The organism is Coleofasciculus sp. B1-GNL1-01, assembly GCF_040220235.1.
GTDB lineage: Bacteria > Cyanobacteriota > Cyanobacteriia > Cyanobacteriales > Coleofasciculaceae > Coleofasciculus.
This window is the reverse complement of sequence record NZ_JAVJTO010000115.1, coordinates 1-15,788: the sequence shown is the minus strand read 5'-3', so window position 1 is coordinate 15,788 and position 15,788 is coordinate 1. Positions and strand designations below refer to the sequence as shown.

At 47.0% G+C, this 15,788-nt stretch carries 12 protein-coding genes; 8 read left to right on the top strand and 4 right to left on the bottom strand.

The features are described from left to right. Positions 1-259 precede the first annotated feature (259 nt). The gene (locus RID53_RS28245; RefSeq protein WP_446391258.1) at positions 260-1,474 is read left to right on the top strand and encodes an RNA-guided endonuclease InsQ/TnpB family protein; all 1,215 of its coding nucleotides are present in this window, start codon (positions 260-262) and stop codon (positions 1,472-1,474) included. Between the two features lie 52 nt (positions 1,475-1,526). On the opposite strand, the gene RID53_RS28240 is transcribed toward RID53_RS28245, so the two are convergent. The 3 genes from RID53_RS28240 to glgP form a co-directional block, all read right to left on the bottom strand. Beyond that, the gene (locus RID53_RS28240) at positions 1,527-2,249 is read right to left on the bottom strand and encodes a DUF4058 family protein (RefSeq protein ID WP_446391257.1); all 723 of its coding nucleotides are present in this window, start codon (positions 2,247-2,249) and stop codon (positions 1,527-1,529) included. Between the two features lie 320 nt (positions 2,250-2,569). Next, the gene (locus tag RID53_RS28235) at positions 2,570-2,989 is read right to left on the bottom strand and encodes a secondary thiamine-phosphate synthase enzyme YjbQ (RefSeq protein ID WP_446391256.1); all 420 of its coding nucleotides are present in this window, start codon (positions 2,987-2,989) and stop codon (positions 2,570-2,572) included. A gap of 218 nt (positions 2,990-3,207) precedes the next feature. After that, a complete protein-coding gene (gene glgP, locus RID53_RS28230) occupies positions 3,208-5,778 on the bottom strand; it encodes an alpha-glucan family phosphorylase (RefSeq protein ID WP_446391255.1) in 2,571 nt (856 codons plus the stop codon). Between the two features lie 457 nt (positions 5,779-6,235). Here glgP and RID53_RS28225 point away from each other — a divergent pair, with 457 nt between their 5' ends. The 5 genes from RID53_RS28225 (at position 6,236) to RID53_RS28205 (ending at position 12,776) form a co-directional block, all read left to right on the top strand. Further along, positions 6,236-6,352 carry a photosystem II reaction center protein I gene (locus RID53_RS28225; RefSeq protein ID WP_006099131.1) on the top strand — a complete coding sequence of 39 codons (117 nt, stop codon included), beginning with the start codon at positions 6,236-6,238 and terminating at the stop codon, positions 6,350-6,352. Between the two features lie 120 nt (positions 6,353-6,472). Then, positions 6,473-9,448: a DUF3769 domain-containing protein gene (locus RID53_RS28220; protein ID WP_446391254.1), complete on the top strand. Its 2,976-nt coding sequence runs from the start codon at positions 6,473-6,475 to the stop codon at positions 9,446-9,448. 486 nt (positions 9,449-9,934) lie between these two features. Continuing rightward, positions 9,935-11,638: a SpoIIE family protein phosphatase gene (locus RID53_RS28215; protein WP_446391253.1), complete on the top strand. Its 1,704-nt coding sequence runs from the start codon at positions 9,935-9,937 to the stop codon at positions 11,636-11,638. 3 nt (positions 11,639-11,641) lie between these two features. Further along, positions 11,642-12,067 (top strand): ATP-binding protein, encoded by a 426-nt coding sequence (locus RID53_RS28210; protein ID WP_446391252.1) that lies wholly within the window; start codon positions 11,642-11,644, stop codon positions 12,065-12,067. A 277-nt stretch (positions 12,068-12,344) separates the two neighbouring features. After that, positions 12,345-12,776 (top strand): hypothetical protein, encoded by a 432-nt coding sequence (locus RID53_RS28205; protein WP_446391251.1) that lies wholly within the window; start codon positions 12,345-12,347, stop codon positions 12,774-12,776. 77 nt (positions 12,777-12,853) lie between these two features. Here RID53_RS28205 and RID53_RS28200 read toward each other — a convergent pair whose 3' ends face one another. After that, positions 12,854-13,234, bottom strand: a complete 381-nt coding sequence (locus RID53_RS28200) for a YybH family protein (protein ID WP_446391250.1) — start codon at positions 13,232-13,234, stop codon at positions 12,854-12,856. A gap of 110 nt (positions 13,235-13,344) precedes the next feature. Here RID53_RS28200 and queG point away from each other — a divergent pair, with 110 nt between their 5' ends. Together queG and RID53_RS28190 are read left to right on the top strand one after the other, a co-directional pair. Next, the gene (gene queG, locus RID53_RS28195) at positions 13,345-14,277 is read left to right on the top strand and encodes a tRNA epoxyqueuosine(34) reductase QueG (RefSeq protein ID WP_446391249.1); all 933 of its coding nucleotides are present in this window, start codon (positions 13,345-13,347) and stop codon (positions 14,275-14,277) included. Positions 14,278-14,435: 158 nt separating this feature from the next. Next, on the top strand, positions 14,436-15,566 hold the full coding sequence (locus RID53_RS28190) for a hypothetical protein (RefSeq protein ID WP_446391248.1): 1,131 nt from the start codon (positions 14,436-14,438) through the stop codon (positions 15,564-15,566). The last annotated feature ends 222 nt before the right edge of the window (positions 15,567-15,788 follow it).

The following is a 15,788-nucleotide window of genomic DNA, read 5'->3' as shown; positions in this document are numbered from 1 at the left end:
TCAAACCCTTACCAAAGACACTTGTTTTGTAAATAGTCCTCAAACCCTTACCAAAGACAAAGGACAAATGACGACAATCTCCTCCCTTAGCTTTTATTGTGTCCAGTTACATGATAGCGATGGTGCAGGTTCCCTCGTGTTTTAACCGAGGGATGAAACCGAGCGAGGCGTCCAGCATAGCCGCTTTAGCTGGGATTCTTATTAAACGTCCGGACGATAACTAACTAATAGTGTACAATAGGGTAAGGAGGTGATCAATGTGTTTAATCTGACCTACGAATTCAAACTTAAGCCCACAAAAAATCAGGTAGCCATCTTTGATGATTGGTTAGACCAAAACCGTCATGTGTATAACTACGCATTAGGTGAACGCAAAGATTGGTTTAAGTCCCGTAGTTGTCAGATTAACGCCTGTTCGCTCCGGTCTGAATACATCATTTCGGCTGATGCACCTAGACCCACGTATGCCAACCAATGCAAGAGACTAACCGCATACCGGAAAACAAGTCCCAACCTAAAGCGGGTACACTCACAGGTACTCCAACAGACACTCAAGCGTTTAGAAAAAGCGTTTGTCAGCATGTGGGAAGGTGGACACGGGTTCCCACGGTTCAAGAAAGTTGGGACAATGCGGTCATTTGTGTTCCCTCAGTTGGGAGTTGAACCAATCCAAGGGAACGCGGTTAAACTACCCATGATTGGGTTGGTTAAATTCAACCAATCACGCCCAATACCAGAGGGAGCAACCATCAAACAAGCCCGTGTGGTTAAACGTGCATCAGGATGGTACATCATGTTAACCCTACAGTGGAATCTAGATGTACCTCAGCCAATGCCCCACGGTGAAGCCATAGGCATAGATGTAGGAATCAGTCATTTTGTCGCTGTGTCAAACGGTAGGTTATTCCCTAACCCCAAGCCCTTCCGGAAACTCGAACGCAAGCTTAAATTGCTGCAACAAAGGGTAAGTAGGAAGCGCTTAGGGAGTAACAACCGCCAAAAAGCACTCTTCAAAGTAAGTCGATTGCATGAACGGATAGCCAACATCAGGAAGAATTACCACTGGGAGCTAGCCCATAACCTTTGTGATTGGGCGGGTATGATATTCGCCGAATCGCTCAACCTCAAAGCATTAGCCAAAGGAATGTTAGGTAAACACTGCCTGGATGCTGGGTGGGGGCAGTTCCTCCAGATACTAGAGCAGTGTTGCTTTAAGCGTGGTGTGTTTTTCCTCAAAACTGATGCTAGGAAAACGAGTCAGATATGCCCCAACTGCCTAACAGAAACGGGTAAAAAGCTGCTATCCCAGCGCATTCATTCATGTGGTCATTGCGGCTACACAACTGATAGAGACGTTGCCGCCGCTCAAGTAGTCTGCATTCGTGGACTTGCAGCCGTGGGACACACGGTCAAGATGCTTTCTGAGGGTAAATTCATTGGAATCCCTACGACGGAAGAATCACCCGCGCTTTAAGCCGGGTGAGTGTCAATTATCAACGACTGCACCCACTGAAAATCCCTCTCCCTCAGAGGTGGAACAGTCTGCTGTAAAAAGAATCAATCGCTAGGTCTAAAGCAGCTTCCTGGTACACTTGTTTCAAGACCTCAGCTAAATTGACAACAGGTTCTGGGTCTGGTGGCTGCAATGGAAGCAAAAATTGGGGAATGGATTCACGCAGATTAAACGGGTAGAGTTCAGCTTCGGGACGGAGATTCGTGCGACTGACCAAAATGCGGTAATCTGATGGAACTGCCTCTGCCATTGGCATAAATTTTCCCGTCCTCAACAGATCAATTTCAACCAAGTGAGTAGCACTATTTAATACTTTTTGTCGTTTCTGCAAATACTTCTCTCTCCCTTCACCACCTCGTTTATTTTTAGGTGAGAGGATTTCTACAACCGTTATCACCCGTCCTGTTTTGACTTCCCGAATTTCCAAATAACGTTCAGTGATTTCTTCGGTTAAGGGTATCGTCACCCGAATGGGTTTAGTTACAACCTCAGTTGCTGTTACAGCGGCGTTGGGTGCTGTTTCAGGGGTCTTTTGGAAAACCGTTACATCGGGAATACCGACGAGTAAAGCATCCAAATAAACCCGTTTCTCAATCGCTGCTCGATATTTTGGTACTAATGAGGGATTGAGATAACGTGCCAGTTGAAAAATCAGCCAGGAGTGAACCTCTGACCACAAAGCTGGATTTTCCAAATAAGGGTTCATACCTGGAAAAATTGGTGTCATAATCGTCATTTGTCATTCGTCATTTGTCATTGGTAAGGGTTTAAGGGGTATTTACAAAACTTAATACAAATGTCACTGACTTAAACCTGAATGTTGCTGACTTAAGCTGGGTTCGTAGTAGGCACGAAGCGTGCCAGAAGCGCTTAAGCGCTTACTACAAACTCTAAAGTCAGTGTCATTCGACTTAAACCTGGTGGGTTGAGCGAAGTCGGTGGGTTGAGCGAAGTCGAAACCCACCCTACGGTATATCAAAGGTTTCGGCGATTCCCTAATGCTTATTGAGCGTGCCATTAAACTTAATACAGTGTTGTTTTCTTTTGTCCGACTACTTATTCGCCATAAATCGTTACAATAATTTGACGGCGACGCGGTTTCACATCGCATTCTAGGTGAAAAATTTGCTGCCAAGTGCCTAATTCTAACCTGCCATTTTTAAGGGGTACAGTGAGAGAGGGTCCTAACCAAGTAGCTTGCAGGTGAGAATGTCCGTTCCCATCATGCCAGGTTTGCTCATGTCCGTAATCCCGACTAGGTGGAATCAGCTTATTTAACAGTTCCGGTAAATCCCGTTCCAATCCCGGTTCAAACTCGATTGTGCCAATGGAGGCGGTACTGCCAATATTAAAGACATGAACCATTCCCGTTTGGATACCAGAGTTTTTGACAATGGCATTGACTTTATCGGTCAAGTCATGCATATCACCATTTTTGTCGGTGTCAAGTTGAATGTAATCTTGATGAACAGCCATTATGCTGATGGGGATAACTCTTTTGTGATTGTGCCGTTTGGCTGGTGGATTATCGCCAATGCGATCGCACATCCATTATGTATGTTCAATGTACCCCGATGATCGGGATTAATCACGGTTTCTATCCGTTGTTTGTCGGGGCGCAGGTTGGGCGCCCCTACAGAGGTGGATTAGGATGAAGTGATGTTAATCAGCCTCAAACCCTTACAAATGACATACTAAGAAGCCCAGAGAACTAAACCAGGTTCATAGAGACTAGAAAGATGTTTGTGTTTGGGAAATACCCGGAGAGACAAACCTTGTAAGCCACTGGCATCATAACTGATATCTGCCGTGTAGATACTGATATTGTGTTCGTCAGTTCCCTGGTAATCCATCACCACGGGTACGCCATTCACAATTTGTCCATCGGCATTAACTGAACCTTGGTAGAGTTCGACCTGTACATCATTATCCGTTAGTCCAGCTAGATTGATGCGGCTTTTCACAGCAACCGATTGATTGACCATGAGATCGCTGGGAGCAGCAATGTCAATGTCTTCAATTTTAATGCTGTACCACTGTTCAAATAAGTGTTGCTTCCACTGAGCGAGTTCCTTCACGGGTTGGTAGCCCTCGCTAGTCATCGCCTTGTACCGTTCGCTAGCGGGGAAATACCCACGCATCGCATAGTCTCTGAGCATACGAGCGGTATTAAAGGTAGGACAGTTGAGTCGGATTGTATCTTTCATCTTGGCAATCCACCCACGGGGTAATCCTTCATCGTCGCGATCGTAGAACAGAGGGACTATTTCCTGTTCGAGTAGGTCATAAAGGGCGTTGGCTTCTACCTCATCTTCGTACTCAGGATTATCGTATTCTTCCCCATGACCGATGGGCCAACCGGTTCGCACGTAATCGGCTTCGTCCCACCATCCATCCAGGATACTGACATTCATCAGACCATTCATTGAACCCTTCATCCCAGAGGTTCCCGATGCCTCACGGGGGCGACGGGGGGTATTTAACCAGATATCACACCCTGATACCATCAGTCGGGCGATGTGAATGTCATAGTTGGGAACAAAGACAATAGAGTTATCCAATCCCGCTTCGCGAATCGTATGAATAATCTTGCGGATGAAATCTTTCCCTGGCATGTCTTTGGGATGGGCTTTACCCGAAATGACAAACTGAACTTTTCGTTTTCGTTCTTTATCACCTTGGATAATTTTTTTAATTCGATCCAGATCTCGTAGGAATAAGTTTGCCCGCTTATAAGTGGCAAACCGACGGGCAAAGCCAATCGTCAAAATGCTGGGATCTAAAACCTCACGCGCCCGATCAATTTCGGCAGGGGTAGCGCCGCGATCGCGCAAATGGTACTGTAAGCGTTCCCGTACAGACATAACCATTTGAGACCGACAAGCTTGGTGATTGCGCCACAACTCCTCATCCGGAATCGAAGCCACCCGATCCCACAGCGGATCGTCTGCCTTGCGGCTTGACCAGTTTGGACCCAGGTAGCGATCATACAGTTCTTGGTTTGCCTTTGCCACGACGCTGCGAGCATGGACACCATTAGTAATCGAGGTAATCGGGACTTCATCGAGAGGCAGATCAGACCACAGTCCATGGAACATCTTCCGCGACACGTCCCCATGCAATCGGCTGACACCATTAATAAAGCTAGAGGTTTTAATGGCTAATGCTGCCATGCTAAAGGGGGATTCCAAATTTCCTGTATCTTCTCGTCCCAACCCCAGAAATTCTTCCCGCGACAAGCCAAAGATATTCGCATAATGACCCACATAGTACATTGCCTTATCGGGAGGAAATAGGTCAAATCCCGCCGAGACAGGCGTATGGGTGGTGAAGAGTTGGGTTGACTGAGCCAATTGTTTGGCTTCGGTAAAGCTTAACCCTTCTTCCTCGATATATCGACGGATGCGTTCCAGAATTAAAAACGCGGAGTGACCTTCGTTGAGGTGATAAACGTTGACCTTGTATCCCAAGGCTTTTAAGGCTCTAATCCCACCAATCCCTAACATCATCTCTTGGTGAATCCGCATATCCAGATCACCCCCATAAAGTCTATCGGTGATATCTTGGTCGTAGGGATTATTGGGTTCAATGTTGGTATCAAGCAGATACAAGGAAACCGTTCCCACTTGCACGCGCCAGACGCGAGCATAAACAGTACGACCTGGATATTCGACGGCAACCCGCACTTCTGAACCATCCTCATGGCGCTCTAAGTGCAGCGGCATATTGTAAAAATCATTAATCGGATAGCGCTCTTGTTGCCAACCATCCGCATTCAGGTATTGGGCGCAGTATCCTTCTTGATAGAGTAAACCGACTGCCACTAAAGGCAAACCCAGGTCAGAGGCAGATTTGAGATGATCGCCCGCCAGAACACCCAAACCACCGGAATATATGGGCAGACAATCGACTAACCCATACTCGGCACAGAAGTAGGCATAGCATTCCTTTTCATCGCTGTTGCCACGATGTTTACGATACCATGTCCGTTCCTTGAGGTAGTCGTCTAACTGTCGAGATGCCCGTTCCATTTGCGCTAGAAACCCATCATCTTCAGCCACTTCTTCCAGACGGGCTTGGCTAATCATCCCCAACATCAAAACGGGATTATGGCGAGTGGATTCCCAGAGTTGACGGTCTAGGCGTCGGAACAAGTCTTTTGTTTCCACATTCCAGTCCCAATGCAGGTTGTATGCCAGCTTGCGTAAGGGTTCCAGGGCTGCTGGCAAAGCGGGAGAAACGTTAAAAGTGCGAATAGGCTGCATAGAGCGACAAAATTCTAAATCTTACACGGATAACATTGTGTACATACTTTTACACAAAGGATGAGACTTTTAATACTGTTTTCGTAACAGACTTGGGTTTATCGATGTCAGCTTCAGGCTAAAATCCCATCGGTACAGGGTTTTTTCAGGGTCTATTTAAGCTGGGGGAGTTATCAGTGATCAGTTATCAGTTATCAGTTATCAGGAGCAGGGGAAGATGAGGGAGGTGGGGGAGCAAGAGGAAACCTATAAGTCATGGAACTCGCTCTTGACGAAAAAAGTCTGATGTGTATGAGGACATCGGATCAAACCCGGTTGGGTATTGTACCTTCATCCTGAGCGCCAGTAGACTTTGCCTATCAACATGGAGACCACGATTGGGTATGATTAGAAAAGTTGTTGCAAAACGCAACATAATCGCCAATTCGATGATTCATACCTCTGGGAGATATTCAAGATGCTGACACTCAAGATTGTGGTCTATATCGTTGTTAGTATTTTCGTTGCCTTATTCGTGTTTGGCTTCCTGTCAAACGATCCGGCTCGTAACCCCAAGCGACGGGATTTGGAGTAAATTATACTTTGCTTCATCCCTGAGTTTTTCAAAGGGGCGAGGCGTATCTCGCCCCGCTGTGATTAGGCGCGGTAAGGCGGTACGCTTCGGATTTGTTCCTTCGACCGTTATTGTTGAAAAATGCCCCAACCCGTTCAGCCGCCTGAAACTCCTGCCATTATTCAATCGTTAACGACTGAGGAGGCTGTTGCTCCCCTTTCGTCCTCACCTGTGAGTTCAGTACCGACTCGCCTTCGCCAGCCAACTCCAAAGGGACTGGCGACACCAACCCCACCCGAAACGTTAGCCCCAGAGTTTTCATCAGACATAACATCTTCACAGGCTGCTCTGCTAGGACGGTCGATTTCTGCCCGTTATTCACCGACAGAGAACCAAGGAACCGAGGTGTCACAGAGCAGAGATGCCAAGACGAGTGTAGCGGGTCATGATTTGCCGTCAAACCGCACCGGAGACTCCCGCGATCGCACGCCGCAATCCTCGATATCCAGTCCTGTGGAATCCTTACCCTTGGCTGGAAACAATGCAGAGGCTCCCAGTCAAAGGCTTCAAGGAAATGAGGTAAAAGGACATGAGGACTTTTTAGACGCACAGGATAAGATACCTGCTCACCGTTCAATCAATGCAGCTAATTCACCTCAGCAAACGTTTGTAACCACCTGCGGACAAGCAGGTGAGCAGAGGAGCAATGTAGAGACGTGCCATGGCGAGTCTGAGAGCAGGCTAGCAGAGGAGATGGGAACAGCTAAGGATTTGCTACCATGCTGCACGAGTCAAACGGCAAATGCCCAGTCTGACCCAATCTCAACTACACTAGATCCGTCATTGACTATAGGTCAACAACCAAGGACTAATGACCAAAGAAAGGCAGAAGAGAGTTATAAGGCAGAAGGGATTGATTCCGATACTTTCAGCACGAACTTAACCTCTGAGACAACGAATGCGAACCCAGTAGGTTTCTCCGCCGTAACCCTGGAACTCTCAAACGTTGAACGTATCATCACTCAAGAGCGGGGAGGTGAGATCAGAGAGTTTGAATTTACACCTCCCCCATCCGATCGCCTAGTATTACCGAACCCAGCGATAGTTCCTGCACCGGATCTTCATCAGCGACAGCCGCGATCGCAAACCTCCGAGCCAACCCCTGAGCCGTCAACCTCAGAAGATACTGAACCTGCGGCTCCCGGTCCGATCACAGGGGTGCTGGAACTCACCGCCGATCAACAGGAATATGATCAACAACGACAGGTAATTACTGCTCAAGGCGATGTCCTGTTGCGGTTTCGTGGCGCTTTGCTGGAAGCGGATCGCGTCCAAGTTAACCTACCGAATCGGATTTTAGTGGCGGAGGATAACGTCGCCTTGACACGAGGGGAACAAGTGTTACGAGGTGAACGCTTTGAGTATTCCTTTGTCCAGGATAGCGGCGTGATTTTTGATGCCAGTGGAGAATTATACGTCCCCACATCCGGTACTGATCTGACCATCTTACCCTCTCCGGCTGATCCAAATGCTCCCGAAGAACAACGGCCCATTAGCGATCGCGTTCTCAGCAATCAACCCCTGCAAGACATAACCAATCCAGGCTTTTACTCCTTCTTTATCGGAGGAGGCTTTGGCACAACGACTACCGGAAATCTCTCAAATGTCGTTTCCGGTGCGCCCCAGGCGACAGGAACCATCAACCGATTCCGCTACGAAGCCGAGCGCATTGACTTTGAAGGATCAGAAGCGATCGCTCAAAATGTGCGGATCACCAATGACCCCTTTTCCCCACCTGAACTAGAATTACGAGCAGAAACGGCTCGATTTCGCCGGATTTCGCCCTTAGTGGATGAAATCGTTGCCACTCGCCCACGACTGGTATTTGACCAAGGGTTATCTGTACCCACATTTCGGAATCGGGTAGTAATTGATCGTCGAGAACGGGAACCGGGTTTACTTCAGTTTGGCTTCGATGATGATGATCGGGGCGGTTTATTTATTGAGCGATCGTTTAATATTGTCAATACTCCAGGGGTACGATTTAAAGTGACTCCCCAATACTTTGTCCAGAGAGCCGTCTTTGGTGAAAATAATCCTAATGCTCCAGAAAAAGATGATGGTGGTCTTTTAGACCCCTCGTCCTTCGGTCTCAAAGCCCGACTGGATGCCACGTTTACTCCCCGAACCACCCTACGGGCTTCAGCCATTTTCACCAGCCTTGATCCCAATGATTTTGAGGAAGAACTCAGAGCCAGTGTACGACTCCAACAGGTTATCGGTACCGGTTTACCCCATAACTTGAATCTGGAATATAGTTTTCGCGATCGCCTGTTTAACGGTTCCTTGGGCTTTCAAACGGTGCAGCAGAGTCTGGGAGCGGTAATCACATCCCCAGTGATTCGTTTAGGGGACACGGGTATCAATCTCACTTATCAAGCAGGGATTCAGGCGATTAACGCCACGACAGACAGACAAGACTTGCTACCTCCCCCTCCACGAGAGAATAACCGCATCGACTTGACGCGCTATCAAGCCAGTGCATCGTTGAGCCGCAGTTTCACACTCTGGCGAGGTGAGGCTTTGCCCTTAACCCCCACCGAAGGATTACGATATACACCAAGACCTGTAGTTCCTTTCTTGGCACTGCGGGGAGTTGCCACAGGGGTGGCTAGTGCCTATAGTAGCGGCGATACCCAGGAATCCCTTAGTGGTACGATTGGGCTTGTCGGTCAGCTTGGGCATTTTTCCCAACCCTATCTCGACTACACTCGATTTAACCTCAGCTACACCCAGGTTGCACGCGGGAACTTATCCCCATTTCGGTTTGACCGAGTGGCTGATAGAATCGTTCTTTCTGCTGGCATCACCCAACAAATCTACGGTCCGTTTCTGGCTGGTTTTCAGACCTCTTTCAATTTGGACACGGGTGAGGAAATCAGTACGGATTTGTTTGTAGAGTACAGCCGTCGCACGTATAGTATTCTCCTACGCTACAATCCAGTTCAGGAGTTAGGGTCGATTAGCTTACGAATTAATGATTTTAATTGGACTGGAAACCCAGGACTGTTTGATGGTTCTGCTATTCGTCCAGTTGTGCAGGGAGTAACTCGGTAAAGGTTATTAGTCATTAGTCATTGGTCATTGGTCATTGGTCATTGAACGCTGGAATGAATCATGGTAACAAAAGTATCTCTGCTCCCCCTGCTTCCCCTGCTTCCCCTGCTTTTCACCTTAAGTTGACACCAATGGCTCCCCCTGCATCCCAGCTCTTGGACGAGAAAGTATAATCTGAGTGGAAGCCACATTGCCCCAAAAGAAGGTTAAGCTAGAGGAAAAAAGGTAATCTCTATAACCGACTGGGTGCATATCGTCGGATCTTGATAAAATAAAAGGCTGATTAATTCCCCTAACCAAATCTATATGGTATGATAATAAATTTTATTAACGAAAATAAGTTTAGAAATTGGGGAATTGGCAATATACCGAAAGAAAAAAGGATAGCTGAAAACAATGCTCAGCCAGCTTTGAGATCAAAAGGCAACGAATTGCAATCCCCTTAACTTATTGTTTCTAACTCAAGCAGAGACCGGAGTACACAGAATGAGTCAGGCAGATAAACTCAAATTATTGATAGTGGACGATGAGCCTGACAATTTAGATTTATTATATAGAACGTTCCGACGAGAGTTTCGGGTTTATAAAGCTGATGGAGCGATGGGCGCTCTGAGCATTTTGGATGAACAGGGAGAAATGGCGATCATTATCTCTGATCAACGAATGCCCGTGATGAATGGTACAGAATTATTAGGGAAAACCGTTGATCGCTTCCCCGATACAATTCGGATTCTGTTAACGGGCTATACCGATGTTGAAGATTTAGTCGAAGCCATTAACTCCGGCAAAGTTTTTAAGTATATTACCAAACCGTGGAATCCAGAAAGTCTGAAAGTCATCGTTCAACAAGCAGCCGATACGTACCGAGTTCTCAAACAACGAACCAATGAACTGAGCCGCGCTTTACGCCGCGAAGAACTCTTTAATGTCGTGACAACAGCCATTCGTGAGTCGCTAGACTATGGCAGTATGTTGCAAACCGTTGTCACCACGATTGGTCAAACCTTCGAGGCGACAAATCGTATCCTGCAACCTGTCGATGGTAATCACCTGATTTCAGACTCATTTTCTTACCAAGCTGAGTCCACAAAAGATTCTGAATCGTTACCTGATGTTGAACCGATTGTGCAAAATGTGCTGGAAAACTGGAAACCCCAGCTTATTCAACAGCTCAGTGATGGTAATCATTCGGTGCATCTAGTTGTTCCTCTGATCTGGCAACAACAGCTATTGGGAGTGTTATCCCTTTATAAACAACAGTGTGATCAGCCTTGGATGTCAGAGGATATTAAACTCATCGAAGCTGTCGCTGAACAGGCAGCGTTAGCCATTTCTCAGGCAAAACTCTACCAACGCACCCAGTTACAAGCTGAACAGATGCGGGCTGAATTGGAGGTGGCTCGCCAGATTCAAAATAATTTATTGCGCCAAAGTTTACCCGAAGTGGACGGGGTTAGAGTTCAAGCCCACTGTTATCCCGCACGAGAAGTTGGCGGTGATTTTTTTGAAGTCTACGTGCATCCTCAAGGCGATGTTTGGCTGGCGGTTGGTGATGTTTCGGGGAAGGGAGTGCCTGCGGCTTTATTTATGGCAAGTGCGATTTCTATCTTGCGCCGAGAATTGGCTCAAGAAATCTCTCCCGAACCGGAGGTAGTGATGCGAAACCTGAACAGCATTATGTCAGATGATCTGTTCAGTACCAACTGCTTTATCACGATGGTATTAGCGCGATATACACCAACCTCGCGACAGCTTGTCTATGCGAATGCGGGTCACATCTATCCGTTGGTTTGGGCGCATCATTTAGTTGTCCAACAGCAATCTGCACCGGAATCCTCTGTCACCGTAGAACCGGATTACCTGAAAACTCGGGGGATTCCGCTAGGTATTCTTCCGGAGTGGCAAGCCAAAGCCGGAACGTTGACGTTACATTCAGGGGATGTTGTGCTACTGATCAGCGATGGGATTACAGAAGCAACGGTTAAGGAGGTTAAACATTGCCGCAATCCTCAAAATAATAAACAGAGTAAATCCCTGACGAATTCAATGCTGGGAACATCGGGTCTTTGGCAGCTTCTGCTTCAGGAACCAGCTCCCTTTAATTTGCCCCATTTATTAGTTCGCATCCGTGAGGAGACGAATAATGTTCAGGAAGATGACCAAACAATTCTCTCGATGGAGGTTTTATAGTTGATGAAAACGGAGCTGCATGTACCAAGTGACTTGAAGTTTTTGACGATTGTCGAAAGCTGGTTACTGGGAAGTTTGGAAGTAGCGTTAGGAGATTCAGTGGATTGGCAACGTCAATCGAGTCGGTTAAGACTGGCGTTAGTTGAAGCCTATTCCAATGTGGTGCGTCATGCTCATCGAGATCAACCCAATTTACCTATCTTGATTCGCTTGGAACTCAAAGAGCGAGACATTGCTTTGGAAATTTGGGATCACGGCAAAGGGTATGACATCACCAACTATAATCAACCCTCTCCAGAGGCGAAACAGGAAAGCGGATATGGTTGGCTGATTATGCAAAGGCTGATGGATCGAGTTGAGTATCGCTTGCAGATCAATGGTCGTAATTGTCTGAAGATGGAGACGAGCTTACCTAAGGCTGACGAATAATTGATGATTTTACCCCATTTACTGAAAAACCGTGGTATAATTCCTGCGAAGACAGCAATTGTTACAAAATCTTACGAAAATACCGCTATTCCTAATTAAATCTATAAGCTTTGTTAAATTTACTTGATATAGATATCTGAATCTATAGGATTTTAAATAAGTCAAGCCCAAGCCTAAAGAGCGACTTGACTGTCTGTTAAGATACCCTTGTTTCGAGGACTGGTGAGCCTCTGAAACCAAGAGTTAGCTGTTAAGTTTAGTGCAACCCATCATTCCTATGACACAGCCGTTTATCTTGTCTCCCCGCTACCGATTGGATGACGATTCTCCATGGTTGGAAGGAATTGATCCATCACGCCACTATTGGATTGCCGTCAATGGAGATCCGGATATCCAGGTCGCGATTCCAGGATTAACGGTGTCATCACTCAAGGAATGGAAGCAAATAGTATGGCGGTTCCGAAATCTTCAAGCGGGCGATCGCATGGAACTGCGGCGAATTGCCAACACCTCAACCATTCAGTGTATCAGCGCCAATTGCTACGCGATCGCTACCACGATTGACGGCGCGGCTGTCTGGCATTTGTTTGACCAAGAAGCATTAGAGAGTTTGTTAATGACCGCTCATCCCGATTGGCTTTGTGCGCCTAGAGATATTGAGTTGGGGCGTCAGTTGCTCGCTCGTTCCTGGGAGCAAGTGGCGGCTTAGTTGTCATTTGTCATTTGTCATTTGTCATTGGTCATTGGTCATACTCGCTTTCATCGAGAAGCAAGCTACGTCATTTGTCATCGTCTTAAGCTGAGGAGTTCTTGAGGTGATGCTAACAGCTTAATTCTGACGAAACTAATCTCTTGTTCGGAATTGAGAATAAATATCCAGCCCACATTGACACTAAATAGTGGTGTCTGTACTCTGCCCTTGACTTGAATTTGAGTATCCCCGTTTTCTTGGGGTTCCACAGTTCCCGTTTTTGGTGAAAGCTGCATGTCAATAGCTTCAGCCTTAAGGTAGGTTGCGATCGCCTCTTGTCCTTGGATGGGTTCCTCAAACGGTGGCTGCATCACACCGTTATCTATAAACAATGCGGCAGTTGCGTCATAATCCCCAGCATTCATCGTTTCAAAGTAGCGTAAAATAACGGACTGGGTAATGCCCTCTATAGTCATTTCAGGGTTGTTAGTAACGGTATTGCCTTCATAATAGAGAAACTGGTCAAAGTATGTGCTAATGACCAAGGACAAAGGACAAATGACCAATGACCAATGACCAATGACCAATGACCAATGACCAAAGTAATCAAATTAAGCAAAAAGCGCGATCGCTCGGATTTCATCACTGTGGTATTGCAGCCGTCGAAGGGAATGCTGACGAGGAAGCCACTCAACATCTGAAAACGTGGTTAGCTCAGGGCTATCATGCTGACATGGACTGGATGCAGAATCCTCGCCGTCTAGATATCCATGCCTGTATGCCAGGGGTTAAATCCGTTATTTCCGTTGCCCTCAACTACTATACCCCTCACCAACGTCCTCAAGGAAACGAGTACGCCAAGATATCCCGTTATGCTTGGGGACGAGATTATCATAAGGTGATGCACAAAAAACTCAAAGCCTTGACCCACTGGCTACAAGCCCAAGCAGAAGGAATCGAAGCTCGTTACTACGTAGACACCGGTCCGGTGCAGGATAAAGTGTGGGCAGAACGTGCTGGAATTGGTTGGATCGCTAAAAATGGTAATCTAATTACGCGAGAGTATGGGAGTTGGGTGTTTTTAGGGGAAATTTTAACCAACTTATCACTCACACCCGATACTCCCCATACCCAGCATTGCGGAACCTGTACCCGTTGCCTGGAGGCTTGTCCGACCGGAGCAATTGTTAAACCTTTTGTCGTAGATGCTAATCGTTGTATTGCTTATCATACAATTGAAAATCGAGCCGAGGAACTTCCCTCATCCATCACCCCCCATTTAGAGGGTTGGGTGGCTGGGTGTGATATCTGCCAGGATGTTTGTCCTTGGAACCAACGCTTTGCTCAACCAACAGATGTAGCCGACTTTGAACCCTATCCGGGGAATGTCGCTCCCACGTTAGCGGAACTGGCGACACTTTCAGATCACCAATGGCATCAACGATTTCCGGCATCAGCGTTGCGACGCATCAAACCTCAGATGTGGCGACGCAATGCCAAAGCCAATCAACAGAAGTAGACCCACAATATCGCCATTGGACTTAAAATTGTACAGAATTTCGATAAAAAGATGAGAATTTTTTCTCAGATCGGTAATTTGATTGCTAATCTAAGCGATAGGAAATGCTTTAGAGCATCTTAATATAGAGAATTCTATAGCCATAAGAGCGAGCCATTATGTCTCAGGATATCAATACTCACGACAAGGCAAACAAGCCATCAACCACTTCCACTGCTATCCAGTCTTGGTCAGCCGAAGCCGATGCGGATAAGTTAATGGATGATTTATTTGCAGATCTTGACCGTATTTTGGAAGGGAGTAGCAAATTACCAACTGAACCGGCTAAACCCGATTATGTATCCTTAAAGTCACTTGTGATGCCTTCCATCACCGCGCCACCTGCTGTGATACCAACTCAAGACTTGGTGGAACAGCCCTCTGAGACGAACCAAGAATCGTCTGAAACCCAGTCTTCAGAAACGAAAGGAACAAAGAGTAGTGATTCCCATGCCAAAAAATCAGGTTGGTCTGTGGATAAATTTTTATGGGTAATGGCTCTAATTTCAGTAGGTCTAACCGCACTGTTGCTCCTAATTACTCAGAAACAACGGTTTGCACCCTGGTTGCCCAATTTTATTGCCTCACCGTCTGCTGACACCCAACTTCCCTCAGAAGCCGATTACGAGTTTGGAGAGTATGCCTTGGAGGCGCTAGAAGCCATTGACCGTAAAGCTGAAGCCAGACAACAAGCTGGAATTGCAGGTGGTGGAACAGGTAATCCTAATCTACCTCCAGGTGCGACCAACTCTTCCGGTGCGATCAATCGTGTCATGGGTGCTAATCCAGCGGGTACAATTTTGGAACGAATCTACTATCCAGTTTATCCACCTCAGAGTTCCTGGATACCCCCTGTACCCCCTGCCAATTCCTCAGTCGCACCGCCGCCAGCCCCAGCGCCTTCACCTGCTGCTAATCCACCTGCACCCACACCACCACCTCCTCAAGTCACGGCTCAAACACCGCCAGCACCACCCCCAACGGTTGCTCCGACTTCACCTACAGCATCAGCATCGCCAACGCCACCAGCACCGCCACCCCCGCCTCCTGTAAACCATACTCTGGTGGGTGTGCTAGAGTCAGACCAACTTTCTGCTGCCTTATTTGAAATTGATGGGATTACTCAGCGGATTAACATTGGCGAAGCCATTGGCACAAGTGGCTGGATGTTAGTTGAAGTGAACAACGGAGAAGCGATTATTCGACGGAATGGAGAAGTTCGCTCTGTTTACACAGGGCAGACGTTCTAAATAAGTAGGGCTTGCTGCATAAGCGTGTAAGTTAGACCAGATAAGGGTTTCCAGCCATTTTTCGACCCAACAAGTGCAAGGTTTTTACACTATAACCGTCTTGCATCCTGGAATTTTCGCCGACAACAGCACCAAATTTTACCTCGACAGAGGGTTAAAACCATTGCAAGAAAGCCTATTCCCTATTGCCTCTCCCCACCACAAGACTTATTCAGCAGCCCC

Coding starts and splice junctions, on each gene's coding strand:
- queG (WP_446391249.1), top strand. CDS start 13,345: ATGACCAATGACCAAAGTAATCAAATTAAGCAAAAAGCGCGATCGCTC.
- glgP (WP_446391255.1), bottom strand. CDS start 5,778: ATGCAGCCTATTCGCACTTTTAACGTTTCTCCCGCTTTGCCAGCAGCC.
- RID53_RS28210 (WP_446391252.1), top strand. CDS start 11,642: ATGAAAACGGAGCTGCATGTACCAAGTGACTTGAAGTTTTTGACGATT.
- RID53_RS28205 (WP_446391251.1), top strand. CDS start 12,345: ATGACACAGCCGTTTATCTTGTCTCCCCGCTACCGATTGGATGACGAT.
- RID53_RS28200 (WP_446391250.1), bottom strand. CDS start 13,234: ATGACTATAGAGGGCATTACCCAGTCCGTTATTTTACGCTACTTTGAA.
- RID53_RS28240 (WP_446391257.1), bottom strand. CDS start 2,249: ATGACGATTATGACACCAATTTTTCCAGGTATGAACCCTTATTTGGAA.
- RID53_RS28190 (WP_446391248.1), top strand. CDS start 14,436: ATGTCTCAGGATATCAATACTCACGACAAGGCAAACAAGCCATCAACC.
- RID53_RS28225 (WP_006099131.1), top strand. CDS start 6,236: ATGCTGACACTCAAGATTGTGGTCTATATCGTTGTTAGTATTTTCGTT.
- RID53_RS28235 (WP_446391256.1), bottom strand. CDS start 2,989: ATGGCTGTTCATCAAGATTACATTCAACTTGACACCGACAAAAATGGT.
- RID53_RS28215 (WP_446391253.1), top strand. CDS start 9,935: ATGAGTCAGGCAGATAAACTCAAATTATTGATAGTGGACGATGAGCCT.
- RID53_RS28220 (WP_446391254.1), top strand. CDS start 6,473: ATGCCCCAACCCGTTCAGCCGCCTGAAACTCCTGCCATTATTCAATCG.